Here is a 17,727-nt window from a genome sequence, read left to right on the forward strand (position 1 = left end):
GTCATACTGACTATGTCCTCATTATAGAAAATGGAAAACAGAAATGCAAGCATGTACTTGCATGCATCGTTCCCATACTGTATGCTACTAACAGAACAACATCACACTACATGGATGGAGGCGCTGCAACATGAAACTAGTAACCTTTCAAACCAATACATCCCAGGAACCTTTGTTTGGGCTTGTAATTAACGAGAGATTTGTCATGTCTTTTGCTGCAATCATGAAAAAGCAGGGAACATTCGTTGACAGTCTTGAAAGTATGAACAGCTATCTTCATTATTTGCCGGCGAGTTATGATGCTGCTAAGGAAATGATGCAATATGCTATCGAACAGTTGCATCAATTCAATGAAAATGAAATCAGCCCGATTACAGCGGTAAATCTCCTACCGCCGGTTCCGAATCCGGCTGCGCTTATCGATTTCGGGCTGACGCCAAGACATCTGAGAAATGCTGGCGTAAATCTGCTGCAAAGAGAATATACAGGACCGGAAAGAGAAGAGCTCACACGTAAAATTTCCGAAAAATTCCAGCAAGATTTGAATAAAGTAACTTTCAGTTATTATAAGTGTAATCATAATGCATTAATTGGCGATGGGGATACGATTCATTGGCCTTCGTACTCTTCCTACCTGGATATCGAGCCGGAGCTGGCCTTTGTTACAGGAAAGGAGAACTGCATTGCAGGTTATGTTATTTTTAACGACAGTACTGTCCGCGATGTGCAGTGGCCGGATTTCCAGGCGATGACCGGACCGACGCGCTGCAAAGATTTCGATCGTAGCAAAGGAATAGGACCATTTCTGGTAACGCCGGATGAAATCGACAACCCGCTGGCATTGGATGTGGATGTACGCATCGGGGAGAGACTGCACTGGAAGGGAAGCACATCCGAGTATTCTGCACACCCTGCAAAAGTGATGGAGGAGGTTCTCAAAGTTTTCACGCCACTCCCTGGCACGATTATAGGAATGGGGACGATACCGGATTGCTGCGCAATCGAGACCGAAGAATGGCTGTTGCCCTCTGACCGAATCCAGATTACATTTGATAAATTAGGCACGCTCACGCAATTGGTGCCTGATCATGTCAAGATTACGGAACCAAGCCGCTGGGAAAGAAGAAGCGATTTACCTTAAATAAACGTTTATCAAAATGATGAACTCTGAATCTGCTCATCTGCAAAACTTGTAGTAGAATAGGGTTAACATATGCAAAAGGAGAAATACAATGCAAACTTCAGACAGAATCATTGAAGCCGCGACACGGCTCATCAAAAAGAATGGCTATCGGGGAGTAAGCACCAAAGCCATTGCAACGGAAGCTAAAGTCAATGAATCTACGATTTTCCGGCAATTCGGAAGTAAGCAAGGCATATTGGAAGCCATCATTGAAAGACATTCGGATATCCCGCAATTTGAGAAGCTGTTAAAAGAGGACGCGACCGACAATCCGGAAGTCGATCTGCTGAATGTAAGTCAGCAGTATCGATTGTTTTTTCATAAAAATGCGGACATCATTTTGATTGGCATCCGCGACAAAGGAATGTTTCCCGAATTGGACAGAGTGCTGTCCGATCCGCCGGTGAAGCTGCACTCCTTGCTGGTTGAATATTTTGAACGCCTGCAGAAGAAAAAAGTTATAGCCAGACAGGATGAGCGCCTTGCCGCCATGTCTTTTCTCTCGATGTGCTACGGATTTCAGATGAGCGAGCTGATTCACCGGCAATATCAGTCCCAACTCGTCACCGAGGAAGATTTTTACAAGCACAGTGTCTCATTGTTTGTAAAAGGAATTTTGTCTCAGTCATAAGCTTTGTTGATTTATTTAAATATGCCAAGTACCTGTCCTACTCTACAGGAACCACGCATAAGCTCGTATATGCGATCGGCAAGAACCCGATGGGACCATTCACGTTCAAGGGCGAGATTCTCTCTCCGGTTATCGGCTGGACAACTCACCACTCCATTGTGCAAGTTGAAGACAAGTGGTATCTGTTCTATCACGACAGCTCCCTGTCGGAAGGCGTCAACCATAAGCGCTGCGTTAAATATTCCGAGCTGAAATACAACGAAGACGGAACGATCCAGAAGATCAATCCTTATCCAGGTGCCGAGTAGCTGGCGGGTTAGCCGTAACAGATAAGGTTACAAGATAAGGCATAACATGAGACAGCTCCTGAAGGGGCTGCTTTTTTGATAGGAGGATCAATTGTGTCACTCAAACATAAATTGGATCAACATAATTTTTTATTTAAAGAGGACCATTAAACATAAGAGATCACTTAGAATATTTTGCAGCCCAAATCGTTAGTCATCAAATGAGAAGTGAAGGGGGATTGATAAGAACGCATTATTCTGGATATTAGAAAAGATTGTAGCTCAATTTAGCGCAACCTTTTTTTTATTGATTGAGAATTGCAGGAGAAAGAAGTGTATAAGTAAGTGTACCTCAATGGAACGTAATTGAACAAATAAGAGATAACAGTTTCCCAAACATAGCAATAAAATATTTATGAAAAAATTCTTTATCAAGCTCAATTGAGTTTTATCATCTAGAAGAAAGTGTCGAGGGACAAGAACATATTCCCATTGAAGTCGCTATTTTAGCGGCTTTTTAATTTTATCGGTACAAGTTCGTGTCCCGCGCCGAAGACAAGAACCTGTTCCCATTACTGATTAGTTGTGTATCTAATCGGCATGGATCGCAAACTACCGAGCAGCAAAAGATATAAGCAAAGCAAAGATTAAGTAGCGATTGCTTCCGGGAATGGGGGAATCAATCGCTATGTTTTTTTGCGGATATTTTTATTTTTTGTCCGCCACATGTGTACAAAAAATAAAAATGATGATACATTAAAATCAATCTAACCCTTTTTATAACAGGTTTTTCCCAGATAATTATATGTCTCCTGTACAAGGACATGCGTATGTTGAGGAGGGAATGGAATGTCAAGTCAAGCATTGGACCAATTTTTAAAATCGAACATCAAAGATCTAAAAACTAAAGGTCTATATAACGTCATCGATACGCTGCAGGGTGCAAATGGTCCTGTTATTCGAATCGACGGAAAATCCCTAATCAATTTGTCTTCCAATAACTATTTGGGACTGGCAACAGATTACCGCCTGATTGATGCTTCAGTTAAGGCGTCGCAGACATACGGGGCAGGCGCAGGGGCTGTGAGAACAATTAATGGTACGATGGATCTTCATATTGAGCTTGAAGAAAAACTGGCCCGTTTCAAAAAAACGGAAGCCGTTATCGTGTATCAATCGGGATTTAACTGCAATATGGCTGCTATATCCGCGGTAATGGACCAGCATGATGCGATTTTATCAGATGAGCTGAACCACGCTTCGATTATTGATGGCTGCCGCCTGTCGAGAGCCAAGGTGATTCGCTTTAAGCATTCGGATATGAATGATTTAAGACAGCAGGCGAAAGATGCCAAGGAATCCGGTCAGTACCATAAAATTATGGTCATCACCGACGGGGTTTTCTCCATGGATGGTGATATAGCAAAGCTGCCCGAAATCGTGAAAATAGCAGAAGAATTCGATCTGATTACTTATGTGGATGATGCCCACGGTTCGGGAGTTCTCGGAGCAGGTGCGGGAACCGTGAAGCATTTTGGATTGTCCGACCGCATTGACTTTCAAATTGGTACTCTTTCCAAGGCGATTGGCGTTGTCGGCGGTTATGTGGCGGGTAAAAAACAACTGATCGAATGGTTGAAGCTGAGAAGCCGTCCGTTTCTGTTCTCGACATCTCTACCTCCAGCTGCAATCGCTTCTTGCAGCGCTTCTGTCGACATTTTGATGAATGACAAAGAGCTGATCGAGAAGCTGTGGGAGAACGGCAATGATTTGAAAAATGGCTTGAGCCGGCTTGGATATGATGTAGGCCAAAGCGAAACGCCGATCACACCTTGCATCATTGGCGATGAGGTAACCACCCAACAGTTCAGCAAACGGCTTTATGAAGAAGGCGTTTACGCCAAGGCAATCCTGTTTCCGACGGTTCCGAAAGGAACTGGAAGAATACGCAACATGCCAACAGCTGCCCATACCAAGGAGATGCTCGACCAAGTGATCTCCGTGTATGAGAAAGTTGGCAAGGACATGAAGCTGATTTAGCTGCATTCGCGGGAGTACATTTCGGGAGGAATGTCTTATGAACAAGATTTTGGTGACCGGAGCACTAGGCCAAATCGGTTCTGAGTTAGTTGTTAAATTACGTGAAATTTATGGTGCGGATCACGTCGTTGCTACGGATCTCAGGTCATCAGCCCACGAAATTACCCGATCCGGGCCATTCGAGCTGCTGGATGTGACGAATGATAAGGCGATGTTCGAAATTGCCAAGAGGTACGACGTTGATACCGTCATCCATCTGGCTGCGCTGCTGTCGGCTACCGCAGAGGAGAAACCGCTGCTTGCCTGGAATTTGAATATGGGCGGATTGATGAATGCACTTGAAATATCCAGGGAACTCGGCTGCCAATTTTTCACTCCAAGCTCCATTGGATCTTTTGGTCCTTTGACTCCGAAAGACAATACCCCTCAGGATACGATCCAGAGGCCCAATACGATGTACGGCGTGAACAAAGTGTCCGGCGAACTGCTTTGTGATTATTATTTTCACAAATACGGCCTGGATACTAGGGGGCTGCGATTCCCGGGTTTGATATCTTATATGACGCCTCCCGGCGGAGGAACGACGGATTACGCCGTGGAAATTTATTACGCAGCCGTGACGGCTGGCCGGTATACATCTTATATCGCCAAGGACTCAAACATGGACATGATGTATATGCCGGATGCCCTGAACGCTATCATCGATTTGATGGAAGCGGATTCATCCCGGTTGATACACCGAAATTCATTTAATGTCACCGCAATGAGCGTGGATCCGGAGGCGATCGCTGCAGCGATTCGGGATGAGCTTCCCGGCTTTATCCTCGATTATGACGTTGATCCGAAGAGACAGGCGATTGCCGATAGCTGGCCGCATTCCATTGATGCAACGGCAGCGAAAACAGAATGGGGATTTCATACTTGCTACGACCTGAAGGCCATGACGAAGGATATGCTTTCACAGCTAAGCGAGAAACAAATGCTTCGCAAGGCTTAAAGTTATTATGAATTCGCTGTGCAAAGCGAGTAGATATACAAAAGAAGCTGCATCAAGAGGTTTGGCGTTACACGGACCTTTTGTTGCAGCTTCTATTCTCATCCTCCAGCCCAGACACTGATTTAATCTATACCCTGGGAAAAAACAGACTCAAAGAAGAGCTTAAACTCAACAAAAAGCCGACAGGCAAAAAGTCAGTGATTTACTCCTTTGCCTTAACCCTAGGTAATCTGGATTATCGCCAGGAACAGGATGGCTCCGTTTCCTTGATTAACCCATCTACTGGCGATAATCATTGATAAACCATAAACAGTCGTCACTTATTATTGCTTATCGCCTAAATTTCCAGTGAATACGCAAGCACCTGTGATCGTGTCATTGATGTGCCTTTACTCCACAATTCCTGCAATTCCTGCTCAGAAAAAACATGCTGAAGATCAAAAATGACCTCTTCATGCTCTGCGGGAAAATTGGGCATGTCCTCCCCGCCAGAGTTTTGGCGGCCTTTCTCAGCAGCTCCGAGAAGGATTGCAGCTTCGGTGAAGGCTTTTTTAGCACACAACGCAATGGCTAATCCTTCAATACCGCGCGATAGAATCCAAGAACCTCTGTAGATCTGGCTTGCGGCGATGCATTTTTTGAAATATTCAATAGAAGCCGCAATCTGCTCAAGCTTCAGGGCGGAATACCCCAGACTTTCGTACGGACCGGATACTTCCCATTGATCCTGGACGGCTTCGAAGAAATGTACACTCTCATTCAGGAGCTTAGACGCTTCAAGATAATTATTCTGCCCTAATCGGAGCTTCCCGTAAGCATGCAATGAGGAAGCTAAATTCCACAAATCGCCCGTGGTTCTGGCAATATTAACGCTCATCTGTACCAATGGCTCGGCTTCCCCAAGGCGTTTCTGTTTGATGTGAAGAAACGCGAGCAGCCGAAGGGAGGAGGCAAGGAGAGAGCTTTCTCCCAAATCGCGAGCGAGTTCAACGCTTCTGATCGCCGAATTCATGGCACCTTCAACATCTCCACGGATAAATTGAATGACACCACTTCCATGTAAGGCCTTTGCGGAATCGGTGCCAGGCTGTCCTTCGTGTGTTTCGTTATCCAGAAAGCGATCCAGCCAGAACATTCCTTCCTTCAGCCTGCCTTCGTGCAGCCAAAACCAATAGAGGTTCGAGACCATGTGAAGCCCGAATGAATGGGCATGCGGATTGGAGTATGACCATTCCAGGGCAGAACGAAGATTCGCATATTCCCGCCGTACTTCATCAATACACGCTTCGCGTTCACGAGTCCTGAACTTGGGCTCCGCACGGACCAAACATTGACTGTAATAACGAACATGGCGTTCAGAAAGCTGGTGGCTCTTATGTTTGTCAGTTTCGTTCTGCAGCTTCTCGCCTGCGTATTCCTTGATAGCTTCCAGTATGAAATAGCGGATGAAGCGGTAATCCTTGCTGATCTCAATAGATACGAGAGACTTGTTGACCAGGCCGGATAACAGGTCGAGCACGTCTTCGCGGGCGATGCGATCTTGCTGCTCTGACATTCCAGGCTCACAGATGCAGATCTCTTCCACCGCCTCCAAAGTAAACCCTCCCGCAAATACGCTAAGCCGCCTCAACAGCAGACGTTCCTTGCCGGTCAGCAATTCATAACTCCAATTTATTGTGGATTTGAGCGTTTGCTGCCGGGTCGCAGCCGTTCGTTTGCCTGCTGTCAGCAAAGTCAACAGATTTCCCAGACGTTCCTTGATTTGTTCCAGTGTCAGCATGTTCATTCGGGCAACCGCTAACTCAATGGCTAACGGGATTCCCTCCAGCTTCTTGCAAATAGCGCCAACAAGCCTAAGATTGGGCAACGTGGGCTGAAACTGGGGCGCAGTACTATGCGCCCGCTCCAAAAACAGCTGCACAGATTCAAAGGCTATAATCTCCTGTTCAGGTATTTCCTCTAGTAAATGCTCATCCGCAGGAAAAGATAACGGAGGAAGCCGGTAGACAAGTTCCCCCGGGATATTGAGAGGTTCCCGGCTAGTGGCGAGGATTGTCAGTCCCGGCGCGAATGCAAGAAGTGATTCAACCAAAGATGCGCTTGCGTCAATGACATGTTCGCAGTTATCAAAAATAAAGAGCATTTTCTGGTCGGACAAGGCCTCCAGTATCGTTTGAAGGTCGGTCCGGTGTGCTTGGTTCTGCAGTCTTAGTGTGGACATTAGCAACTGATCCAAGTCTTGCGGTTCTTTGATAGAGCCGAACTCAAACATCCATATCCCTTGCGGGTACGTTCCCCCAAGCGTTGAAGCCACCTGAACAGCAAGAGACGTCTTGCCTATTCCCCCGGGACCCACGACAGAGACCAAAGAGTGAATATCCAGCCGTTCCTGCAAGTCAGCCATGGCCAGACTTCGTCCAACGAAGAGTGTAGGGAGCTTTGGCAGTTGTTGTGTTGCCGCGATTGAAGCACGCGGTGTGATAATTGTTGGTTTCGGTGTTATCCCTTCCAGAGTAACCAATGTGTCGAACCAGGCAGCGTCGAAATCCGGAAACTCCCGCGAGGTCGCTGATCGCGCTTCCGAGAAGCGCTTTACAGTATCCCAGAGATCCTCCGCCTCTTGACGCGGATCCGCTTCCAAGAGAAGTCCTTCTTCGCAAAACGCTTGGATCATTCCTTTGAGACTACCCACACTTGGGAGCCGGTCTCCATTCTCCCATTGCTGCACGGTTCGCGGATCAACGCCGATCCGCCGTGCCAAGTCCACTTGCCGCATCCGCTTGGATAAGCCGTGCCTGGCAGGTCTTGAACGAATTTTTTTGATCCATTCATGAGGCCAATCTTTTGACAATTTCCCGTCTTCCATCCTATCACCTGAATTCCATAGTTTCCGCTGCTTCACACGAACAAACCCGAACTCATGTACATTCGTGTTCTGGATTCTAACAGATATAATTAGCCATATCAACAACAACAACAACAGTAACAATAACAAGGAGGTAACATACATGCCATTGACTCGCATTACCACATTGAAAGGTCGCTCCAGCGAAGTGAAAGCACTTATTGGTGAGGTCGTCTTGCAAACGATTGTAGACAAACTGCACGTCCCCCAGAACGATCGCTTTCTGATTATAGAAGAACTTGACCGTGAGAATTTCAGCTTTGATCCGAATTGCCTGGATATTGATAGAAGTGACGGTTTTCTAATCGTACAGATCACTCTAAATGCCGGCCGGTCAGCCGAAGTGAAGAAAGAGTTCTATGATGCTTTAGCCGAGCAGCTGCATCAGCAGTGCGACATTAGAATGGAAGATGTGTTCATCAATCTGGTTGAGGTCACCAAAGAAAACTGGTCTTACGGTAACGGCTTCGCTCCGTTCATCGTGTAATACACAAACTATACTTATTTAGAGGGGAAGTTTTAATTATGTCAACTTTACTTTATATTACTGCCGATCCCGGCAACCTTCAGGCATCTTACAGCCTTTCCGTCGGAGAGCAATTCGTACAAGCTTACAAAGAGAGTAATCCGGGAGATGAAGTAGTCCATGTAGACTTGTATCAACGCGACATTCCCCACATTGACGTTGACGTATGGGAAGCATGGGGAACCCTTCAGAATGGTGGTTCGTTCGATCAATTGACTGCCGCACAACAACAAAAATTGGCTCTGCTGAATACATTACTTGATGAATTCGTTGCTGCAGACAAGTATGTGTTCGTAACACCGATGTGGAACTTCTCCTACCCTCCGGTAATGAAGGCATACATTGATTCCTTCTGCGTCAGAGCTAAAACCTTCAAATACACAGAGAACGGTCCCGTTGGCCTGCTTGAAAACAAAAAAGCCTTCCATATCCAAGCTACAGGCGGAATTTACTCGGAAGGACCTGTGGCGGATCGGGAGAACAGCAGCCGTCATTTGAAAACCGTCCTGAACTTCGTAGGCATTACCGACTTCGATAATCTGTTTATAGAAGGCGTATCCACTGCAGGAGATCGCGCTCCACAAATCAAAGCGGATGCGATTGAGAAAGCACGCATAGCCGCCAAAAACTTTTAAGACTACATTTAGCTAACACACTGAATATGCTTCACAACATTCTGCCCATCCATAGCTTCCGAAATACGAGCATTGGATGGGCGCTCATGGAAGTGTTCATGTGCTTTCGTATCGAAGGCATATTTGGTGAATTCAAGGAGGGAGAGAGCATGACCCAGCTTCAGCCACAAGCAGGGCTGAAGGCAGGTAAAAGAGCAGGGGCGGCGCTCATATTGGGTGCCTTGGCTTCGCTCGCCCCGTTCTCCCTGGACATGTATTTGCCCGCGCTGCCGGCACTAGCCAGCGATTTGCAGACATCACCTTCCATGGCCCAGATTAGCTTGACTGCATGTATGTTGGGACTCTCGTTCGGGCAATTGGCAGCCGGACCGCCGCAGTTATTTGTTACCTCACGTTAATCCAAAGAAACCCGACATCAGCAATTCGATCAAAGGGGGAATAAAAATGAAAGTATCCTATCATGGACATTCTGTTGTGAAAATCGAAACAAACGGCACTACCATCCTGATTGATCCCTTTATTACAGGCAACGCAAGTACCGATCTGGACGCGGCCAGTATACAAGCAGACGTAATCCTGTTGACCCACGGTCACGGGGATCATGTAGGAGATACGGTAGACATCGCGAAACGAAACAACGCATTGGTCGTTGCCTCGGCAGAGCTGGCAGATGTGCTCGGATGGGAAGGGGTGAGAACCCATGCCATGAGTATTGGCGGGGCGTACACCTTCGACTTTGGAAAAGTGAAGCTGACTCAGGCTTTCCATAGCTCTAGTTATATTAACCCGGAGACCCGAACCATCATCTACACGGGAATGCCTACCGGAATTCTGTTCACAGCCGAAGGCAAAACGATATACCATGCAGGTGACACGGGACTTTTCTACGACATGAAAGTGATTGGGGAACGCAACGACATTGATCTGGCTTTTATCCCGATTGGAGACAACCATACGATGGGACCGGAAGACGCCGCCGTAGCCACAGATTGGCTTCAAGCCAAACAAGTTGTGCCGATCCACTTCAACACGTTCCCGTTCATTCAACAAGACCCGCAGTACTTCGCCTCGCTCCTCAAGGAAGGAGTGGGGATTGTCCTTAAACCCGGAGAAACCATCAACCTATCTTCCTGAACATCAATAAGACATCGGAAGAAAGAAATGTACAGCCATCACCCTGTATGCTTTGGGAAATGGCTGCAGGATTTCTTCCTTTTGTGTTAATTCGAGAGGTTACATCGCATTATAAAAATAAGATACCAGTTCATCTTCATCTTGCCTTAAAAATAATTTACTCACATGACCAGTCTCTTGTGTGTTTCAATGTTATATCGATAAACTTTGATAGCGCGGGGGAGACCCACTTGTTTTTATGATAAACCATTTGGGCTGAGATCGGTTTATGATCACCTTCGCAAGGAATAACTTTTAATCTTCCATCCTTGATTTCATTATTTACAGTTATTAATGGTAAACAAGCAATACCCAGCCCACTCATTACGCAACGTTTTATCGCCTCAATACTCCAAAGTTCCATCGTGTTGGAAAGTACGATTCCTCTTTCTCGAAGATATCCTTCAAACATGGTTCGATAACTGCATTCTTTCTCATTCGTGATCAGACACTCGTTTAACTTTTGGTTTTCATAGCTTTGATCTAAAACATTCAGCGGGTTGTCATGACTTCCAACAAGGACAATAGGCTCGTCCATTAAAGAATGTACGATGAAATCTGAATCCTGAAACGTTGGCATCATAAGAAATGCAATATCTGCACTTCCATGAAGTATTGCTCTCTTGTTATCTCCGCAAGTAGCGTTACTTAAAATGATGCTCACATGGGGGAACTTATTTCTATATTCTCTTAATATAGGTTCAAGTCGATAAACCGTTAAAGATTCAGGAGCCGCAATCCTTAACTCGCCTCTTATATCATCACCATCATTTGTAATGCTTTCGATTTTCTCGTAAGTATCCAGAATTTCTTGAGTATAGTGCAATAATTTCTTGCCTATATCAGTCAATCTTACCTTTCGACCCATTCGATCAAATAGAGATGCACCCAAATGTTCTTCAAGTGCTTGAATATGAGAAGTGACAGTGGATTGAGTGTAACCTAAATGTTCTGCTGCTTGTGTAAAGCTGCCCAATTGAATAACTTTTCTAAATGTAATAAAATGACGTATTTCCATCAGTTCACCAACTTTCCATGCAATCTCACTCTATAGTATCAAAAAAATCAATGGATAACTTCTATAAATTCAATTTTACTAATCATTAGTTTCGGGTTAATCTTAAGGAAATTTGGCAAATACGGTCACTATAATAGCATTCATTTAATAAAACGGTTGGGGGAGTAAATAAATGATTACAGTTTACGATGATAGATATAAAGAAGAAGTCATTAAATTAATATTGCATGTACAGAATGTCGAATATGAAGTGGGTATTAGTGTTAAAGAACAACCAGACATTCTAGATATTCATTCAAATTATATAAATGATGGCGGTAATTTTTGGATAGCCTTAAATGATAACGGAGAGGTCGTAGGTTCAATTGGTTTGCAAAAGAAAAATAAGGAGGTTGCTGTATTAAAGAAATTTTTTGTTTATAAAGACTATCGAGGCAAAGAATTTGGGATAGGAAAAAAGCTTTATGAAGTTTTGCTTGGTTTTGCTAAGGAACAAGGGTTGTCAAAGATCATTTTAGATACCCCATCTAAAGCCACTCGGTCACACGGTTTCTATAAAAAGGTTGGATTTAAAGAGATTGACAAAGAGGATTTGCCAATTAAATATGATTATCCTGACCGCAATTCAATCATATTTCTATTAGAACTATAACAAAAGGAAGAAGGTCTCATTTTTATGGAATAGTTAAATGGAGGGTCTGTCTTTGAAGAATAAGATTATATTGTTTTGTTTACTAAGCACTGTATTACTCGGAGTAATGAATTTGTTTTATTTTTTTATTAGCGACTGTGATTACAAAAGGATTCATGTCGAACAATATAAATACAGCAAAATGGTACTAATACTGAGTGAAACTGAAGGAATTTTCCGATAAATTGGTAAATGGCAGGTTAGTTAATCAACTTTCCAACATAACCTTTTATATTATTCCTTTGAAATAATATTGAACAATGGTAGGAGATAACGCATGATGGGCAGAATCGATGATTCGATTCAAACGATTTGAGAGATCGAACAACTCAAACGTAAAGCGGAGCTGGGGCCTTTGCGTCAGCATTTTCTATATAATACGCTGGTGCTGATCTCATGGAATGCACGAAAGGAGAAGGCCCAGGAGACTGAACGAATCTCCAAATTGTCCGCACGTTATTATCGGCTAGCTCTGGACAAAGGTGAGACCTATAATGCATTGGATAAGGAAGTGGAGCTGCTTCATCATTACCTGAGTATCGAATGCTCCCGCTTCGTGATTCAACTAGATTATGACATCCTATCTTTTTAACATTAACTGAGTTTCATACAAAAAAAACAGAATATATCGCCCACAATGTAGAAAGAGTATGGAACCCTTTAATTCAATAATTGAACAGAAAATAAAAAAAAGAATTGGGAGAATTATTTCATTCTCTATTATTAAAACAACAACATAATATGAGTTCGGAAGATTTGAAAATTGTTTCAACTATTTTTAGTTGGGGAATTTATGGAGCATCTGTGGATTGGAAAATAATAGTTCTCTTTCAGCAGAACAATATATAAAAAAGGGATTACCTTTTATAGTGTCGGAAAGAATAATTTTAAAGGATAATTAATACCCTCTTTTAATTTTTCACATGCAAAATTACCTCCTACTCGAATCTTTCACGGATGGAATCCATCCCGACAAGAGCGCTCCGCCGAGGTTACTGTTGTCGGCCACAAGTTCGCCCCCATGCCGCCGGATGATGCGTTCGGATATGGTCATGCCCAGACCCGCTGCCACCAGTCAAGCGGTTCCGGGACATCTCTCCTCGAAATAAAGGTTCGAATACCCTATCTATTTCATTCTCTGCAAATCCTGGACCGGTATCGCGGATTGCAAACCTAACTTGGTCGGTTACGCTGCTGCAATCTATTTTAATTTCTCCGAAATCAGGCGTGTATCTGACGGCATTATCCAACAAGTTGCTGATTGCACGTTCTAGCAGATGAGCATCTCCGCCGTGCCCGGTATGGATGGGATTGAACTGTTGAGAAATGCCCGGTCTAACGAGATGATAAGCCGGTTTGTTATGCTTAATTGTATGAATGAGTTCAAATATGCCCAGCAGGCGCTTGAGTACGGGGCGAGCGGATATATTCTCAAGTTATCCATGAGTATGCAATCCATGCAGGATATCCTTGCTAAGGTCGCCAAAGAACTGACTGTTGCTAACGAGCAGAGACAGCAGGTACTTTCGCAAAAATTCAACGTGTTCTATAAACAGATCCACGATCGGATTAAGGCGGACAGACTGGAAGAGGAGGCTCTGAAGCAGAATATGATTGAGGCTAAACTAGGGATGTGGACCGGTTCCTATACGTCAAGCAGCGTAACTTCTTTATTCTTCTGGTTTCCCAGTGAGCCTGCGCTTGATTTGGAGAAGCTTCGTCTCTCCTGCCGGGGAAAGGCAGACCTATACAAGCAGCAGTAAATGTAAATAGAAGTGGCAAAATAGTAAGGAGGTAAGGGCTCTAATGCCTTTACCTCCATTTTAGCTTTTGTCAAAATACAATGCGTCTGATAAAGCGATTGCCCAAATTGTTGCTGAGAACCTGCCTGAATGACCCAACACCTTACGTATTTTGGAGCAAAGGTTATGAGGGCGCGTCGTAAGGAAGCTGTCGAGGTTATCCTTCAGGATACGACCAGTATGTTATAATAGCATTATTTATATAGTAACGTAGACAAGACAAACAGGAGTTTAGCGGAGGGGATATAGTGGGAACGTCGACTAGTGAAGGTTTGACCCAACAGTTGATAGAACATTTAAATGGGTTGGATTTTATTACCCGAATAGATGTAATTGGAAGTCGTGTTGAACAAACCTCAGACGCTTACTCGGATGTAGATTTATTGCTAACAATTAAAGATGTTACTCCAGATATCGCATTGTTCGAAGTGACCGAAAGTGTAAAAGCGAAGTTCCAACCGGTGTGGTATGATTTTGCAAACAGCCTGATGCCTGATAAATTTTTAGTATCAACATTTATTGGAGGAGACAATCCCTTCGCATTTTATGATGTCAGTATCCTAAACAGTGATAAGAATTTGGTCTATGACAAAACACAGTTTGAAAATGACCCATGGATTCATTTGATGAAGCTCTGGGTGATGAATTTCAAGTATATGCTGCGTGATGCACCACAGTTTGAAAAACGATTTGCAACAATGATGGAAAAAGCGAACATCTCCCACTATTCCGATTATAGAACAGGTTTTTATCAAATGTTGTTAAAACTAAAAGATAAGAAGACTATTAAGAGTGGTTATTTAAATATGCTTGAGGAGGTATTTAGAAACAGCTGATAACGTTCACTTGACCGGAATTTCCGGTGGTGTCCAACTCAGCATTTTCCCTTCTTAAGTGCGAATTCAATTAACCTGACCGTGTAATGCCCGTTGCCAGTCAACAACTTTAATTTTGACTAAATTATAATCGCTGGGTTTACTTCTATAGGAATGGGTCGTACACTGTACGTTGTACACAGTGCTAATACAACCTTGATACTATAAACTTGAACCCACACTTAGAAGGCTTATTCCACTTGTTGAAGATGGAATGAGCCCTTTTTGCGTGCAAAAAATCTAAGGAGATGAACAGACAATGGCAAAACGTGAACAGGAAGAGAAAACGGTGCATTCAATTGCCCAGGCTCAAGCAGATTATGAGCAGTTGATGGAGGAAATAAGGGGCTACTGCCAGCAGGTAAAGCAATTAAGGGAGCAGAGGAACGAGTGCAGGTAAACAGAGCGTCTTTTAGCTTACGAGATAGCGAAGCTGGCAGAACTGGAAGGGGAACGGAGTTGAATAAAAAGCTACCTAGCGAACTTGAACCAACGGCAAAACACCTTAGGCGTAAATATGGCACAAAGAAGCCCAACTACGGAGTATCGTTATGCTAGAATTGATCAAATAGAATCCGTCGAGGGACAAGAATTTGTACCGATTGCCGGAATGGGCAAGAACATCGTCCGATTGCCGATTAGATGTATACCTAAACAAAGAAAATATACCAATGAAAACATACACTTGGATATGCAATTGCAGTGAGGGGGTGGCATATTCCGCATCGAAATACTATATTAGTGCCTTTACAGAAGGTCTTGCCGTTGAACACTGCTAAAGAAATGGCTGGATTCATGGTGGATCTCTATGAACATGATAACGTGTCGTAGAAATTTGATCGGTCAGTTCCAGAATAATGTTACATTAATTAAATCCAAACCCCCGAGTTAGCTGTCTATATAACAGGAGGTGAACGACAATGATCGATGCACAGCAACAAATCAACGCCGCACAAAACGGAGATCACGATGCCTTCGTTTCTCTTATAAAGGATCGAACGGATAAGCTGCACCGAGTGGCTCGCCATTATGTACGGGAGTCCAAAGATGCGGAGGATATCGTTCAGGATGCCCTGGTTAAGGCTTATGAGTCACTGCAAACGCTGCAGCAAGCCGAAGCGTTTGAGAGCTGGCTTACCAGAATCGTGGTGAACCGGGCGCTCAATCATTTGGAGAAATCCAAGCGTGTTCACCTGAGCGAAGACCCGCAGGCGCAAGAGCCATTAGTCGTTAATGATATCGATCAAACCCTGGATCTGGAGCGTGCATTGGCCAGTCTGAATCCGAAGCTGCGTCAGCTCCTGTTCTTAAAATATAAGAAGGACCTGACCCAGCAGCAAATCGCCCATCTCCTGGATATGCCATTAGGTACTGTAAAAACACAATTACGGAAGGGGCTGGAACATTTGCGCAACGAAATGGCTCAAGATTTTCTCGAACGAGACCTGGATACATTACGCCTGCAGTTAAGACAACAAGCAGAGCACCAGTTTGCCGTTTCACCGGATTATGATCTGATCGTCAATGACTATCAAGAAAACACAATGAGGGGAACAGGGAAGGGAGAAGCGGGCTTCTTATGGGTTAAAACGGGGAGTGATGACGCCGTTTCTGCCACGCTCTCCAGGGACGGCAACTTGCTAGACTATGCCATTTCCTGGGCCTCATTGGACAACGAGACACGGCTATCTGAGGAGGAGCTCAAACAGCAGGCAGAGCAATTCCTGGAAGATCATTATCCCGGCGCACTGCGTGATTTTCCGTATTGTGAGATGGAGTGGATGGAAGGGATGTTTGGGTACACACGACAGCAGAAGGCGATGGGGCTGCCGCTTCCTGAGACGGGATGCCTGATTATGGTTCACCCCAGCGGTCGCGTGGTCGGATTTAGGTACTACGGAACCGTTCCAGGGCCAGCACTCCCAACCATGATCACACCAGAAGAGGAACAGATGGCGTGTATAAAGGCGAATTTTTTGCTACATGTGGAATATTGCGTATTGGACAAAGCCGTGTACACGGATGGTGACGATCAGGTCCATCTTGTTTACGCCCCCCGAAGTAGAGGACTAATCTATACTGCATCATCACAGGAGGAAGTTCCGACAGCCTATAGGGCAGAAGCTGTCCCCTCTGACCCAAGAACTCTGGACAAGTGGCCAGGTGAGTTCCCGCCCGCACGAAGCCTAGAAAAGTGGATTGGCGTAGACAACGACCAATTTCAGTTAGTACAAGACGACAATATTGGCTCGAACACCAAGTTGATGGTGTGGAAGCAACAGAATGAAGAGCGTCCAGCCAAGAATGACTGGTCTTGGAAGGCCTATTGGGCTGATCAGATGGAGGGAGCGGTCAAGGCGCGAGTAGACAGCCAAACCGGACAACTGATTGACTTTGTTTCGCATGGTAAGCCAGATCAACTAGCTCCATTAACCTGGGATCGAGACGCATGTATAAAAGTAGCTATGGACTATGTCCGAGGACTAGCAGCCGAAATGTTGCCGTATCTCAAGCTTCTAACTGAAGAGACCGACGACGAAGATCGTTTGGAAATCATTCGCTTTGGTGTATATGTTCAAGACGTATCTGTCAGGGATGAATGCTATCAACTAGCTGTTGACCGCTCTAATGGGAGGGTCAAAAGTTTGATGTCCCCCTCCATAAGGCCAGAACAGTTAAAGAAGCTGGAGACCGTGCGTTCATTTGATTCCCAGACAGCCATCCTCCGATGGACGGCACAGGCCAAGCTGCGTCTGCAATGGGAACGGATGCACAATGCTAGGGCGGAAGAGGCGAAGTACGAACTAGTGTATCGAATGATTGGTAGCGAGCACGAGCGGACGCCCGAAGTGCTTGATGCGCATACGGGGAAGTTATACGAAAATACTTTTTACTGACAAACAGAAACATCTAGCCCGAAACTAAGGGCTGGAAGGCATTCAAAAGCCTGCGGACGTAGAACAG

15 protein-coding genes and 3 pseudogenes are annotated in these 17,727 nt (G+C 44.7%); 15 read left to right on the forward strand and 3 right to left on the reverse strand.

All coding sequences use genetic code 11. The features are described 5' to 3' along the window. Nucleotides 1-130 precede the first annotated feature (130 nt). From NZ043_RS26030 to NZ043_RS26050, 5 genes and pseudogenes are all read left to right on the forward strand, one after another. The gene (locus NZ043_RS26030) at nt 131-1,141 is read left to right on the forward strand and encodes a fumarylacetoacetate hydrolase family protein (RefSeq protein ID WP_339309622.1); all 1,011 of its coding nucleotides are present in this window, start codon (nt 131-133) and stop codon (nt 1,139-1,141) included. Nucleotides 1,142-1,232: 91 nt separating this feature from the next. Then, nucleotides 1,233-1,814, forward strand: coding sequence for a TetR/AcrR family transcriptional regulator (locus tag NZ043_RS26035; protein ID WP_339309623.1), 582 nt, complete (start codon nt 1,233-1,235; stop codon nt 1,812-1,814). A 29-nt stretch (nt 1,815-1,843) separates the two neighbouring features. Further along, nucleotides 1,844-2,122 (forward strand): annotated as a pseudogene (locus NZ043_RS26040) (alpha-N-arabinofuranosidase); the annotation flags it as partial. An 828-nt stretch (nt 2,123-2,950) separates the two neighbouring features. Next, nucleotides 2,951-4,141: a glycine C-acetyltransferase gene (locus NZ043_RS26045; RefSeq protein WP_339309624.1), complete on the forward strand. Its 1,191-nt coding sequence runs from the start codon at nt 2,951-2,953 to the stop codon at nt 4,139-4,141. A 37-nt stretch (nt 4,142-4,178) separates the two neighbouring features. Beyond that, nucleotides 4,179-5,138 carry an NAD-dependent epimerase/dehydratase family protein gene (locus tag NZ043_RS26050; RefSeq protein ID WP_339309625.1) on the forward strand — a complete coding sequence of 320 codons (960 nt, stop codon included), beginning with the start codon at nt 4,179-4,181 and terminating at the stop codon, nt 5,136-5,138. 337 nt (nt 5,139-5,475) lie between these two features. On the opposite strand, the gene NZ043_RS26055 is transcribed toward NZ043_RS26050, so the two are convergent. Further along, complete coding sequence (locus NZ043_RS26055) at nt 5,476-7,989, reverse strand: tetratricopeptide repeat protein (RefSeq protein ID WP_339309626.1); 2,514 nt, start codon at nt 7,987-7,989, stop codon at nt 5,476-5,478. A 157-nt stretch (nt 7,990-8,146) separates the two neighbouring features. Between NZ043_RS26055 and NZ043_RS26060 the strand changes: the two genes are divergently transcribed. The 4 genes and pseudogenes from NZ043_RS26060 (at nt 8,147) to NZ043_RS26075 (ending at nt 10,338) form a co-directional block, all read left to right on the forward strand. After that, a complete protein-coding gene (locus tag NZ043_RS26060; RefSeq protein WP_339309627.1) occupies nt 8,147-8,530 on the forward strand; it encodes a tautomerase family protein in 384 nt (127 codons plus the stop codon). 38 nt (nt 8,531-8,568) lie between these two features. Next, nucleotides 8,569-9,204: an FMN-dependent NADH-azoreductase gene (locus NZ043_RS26065; RefSeq protein ID WP_339309628.1), complete on the forward strand. Its 636-nt coding sequence runs from the start codon at nt 8,569-8,571 to the stop codon at nt 9,202-9,204. A gap of 149 nt (nt 9,205-9,353) precedes the next feature. Further along, nucleotides 9,354-9,575 (forward strand): annotated as a pseudogene (locus NZ043_RS26070) (MFS transporter); the annotation flags it as partial. A 73-nt stretch (nt 9,576-9,648) separates the two neighbouring features. Continuing rightward, nucleotides 9,649-10,338 (forward strand): metal-dependent hydrolase, encoded by a 690-nt coding sequence (locus tag NZ043_RS26075; protein ID WP_339309629.1) that lies wholly within the window; start codon nt 9,649-9,651, stop codon nt 10,336-10,338. A gap of 157 nt (nt 10,339-10,495) precedes the next feature. Here NZ043_RS26075 and NZ043_RS26080 read toward each other — a convergent pair whose 3' ends face one another. Next, nucleotides 10,496-11,395, reverse strand: coding sequence for a LysR family transcriptional regulator (locus NZ043_RS26080; RefSeq protein ID WP_165980187.1), 900 nt, complete (start codon nt 11,393-11,395; stop codon nt 10,496-10,498). A 172-nt stretch (nt 11,396-11,567) separates the two neighbouring features. Between NZ043_RS26080 and NZ043_RS26085 the strand changes: the two genes are divergently transcribed. Together NZ043_RS26085 and NZ043_RS26090 are read left to right on the forward strand one after the other, a co-directional pair. Beyond that, nucleotides 11,568-12,047: a GNAT family N-acetyltransferase gene (locus NZ043_RS26085; protein WP_339309630.1), complete on the forward strand. Its 480-nt coding sequence runs from the start codon at nt 11,568-11,570 to the stop codon at nt 12,045-12,047. 394 nt (nt 12,048-12,441) lie between these two features. Next, on the forward strand, nt 12,442-12,678 hold the full coding sequence (locus tag NZ043_RS26090; protein WP_165980188.1) for a histidine kinase: 237 nt from the start codon (nt 12,442-12,444) through the stop codon (nt 12,676-12,678). Nucleotides 12,679-13,017: 339 nt separating this feature from the next. On the opposite strand, the pseudogene NZ043_RS26095 reads toward NZ043_RS26090, so the two are convergent. Beyond that, a pseudogene (locus NZ043_RS26095) lies at nt 13,018-13,375 on the reverse strand (ATP-binding protein); the annotation flags it as partial. A gap of 3 nt (nt 13,376-13,378) precedes the next feature. On the opposite strand from NZ043_RS26095, the gene NZ043_RS26100 reads away from it, so the two are divergent. The 4 genes from NZ043_RS26100 to NZ043_RS26115 all read left to right on the forward strand — a co-directional run bounded on the left by NZ043_RS26100 (nt 13,379) and on the right by NZ043_RS26115 (nt 17,660). Beyond that, on the forward strand, nt 13,379-13,849 hold the full coding sequence (locus NZ043_RS26100; protein WP_339309631.1) for a hypothetical protein: 471 nt from the start codon (nt 13,379-13,381) through the stop codon (nt 13,847-13,849). Nucleotides 13,850-14,136: 287 nt separating this feature from the next. Beyond that, a complete protein-coding gene (locus tag NZ043_RS26105) occupies nt 14,137-14,724 on the forward strand; it encodes a hypothetical protein (RefSeq protein WP_133385018.1) in 588 nt (195 codons plus the stop codon). A 298-nt stretch (nt 14,725-15,022) separates the two neighbouring features. Further along, nucleotides 15,023-15,163, forward strand: a complete 141-nt coding sequence (locus NZ043_RS26110) for a hypothetical protein (RefSeq protein ID WP_339309632.1) — start codon at nt 15,023-15,025, stop codon at nt 15,161-15,163. A 520-nt stretch (nt 15,164-15,683) separates the two neighbouring features. Next, on the forward strand, nt 15,684-17,660 hold the full coding sequence (locus NZ043_RS26115) for a sigma-70 family RNA polymerase sigma factor (protein ID WP_339309633.1): 1,977 nt from the start codon (nt 15,684-15,686) through the stop codon (nt 17,658-17,660). Nucleotides 17,661-17,727 lie beyond the last annotated feature (67 nt).

The organism is Paenibacillus sp. FSL k6-2145, from assembly GCF_037976585.1.
Taxonomy (GTDB): Bacteria; Bacillota; Bacilli; order Paenibacillales; family Paenibacillaceae; genus Paenibacillus.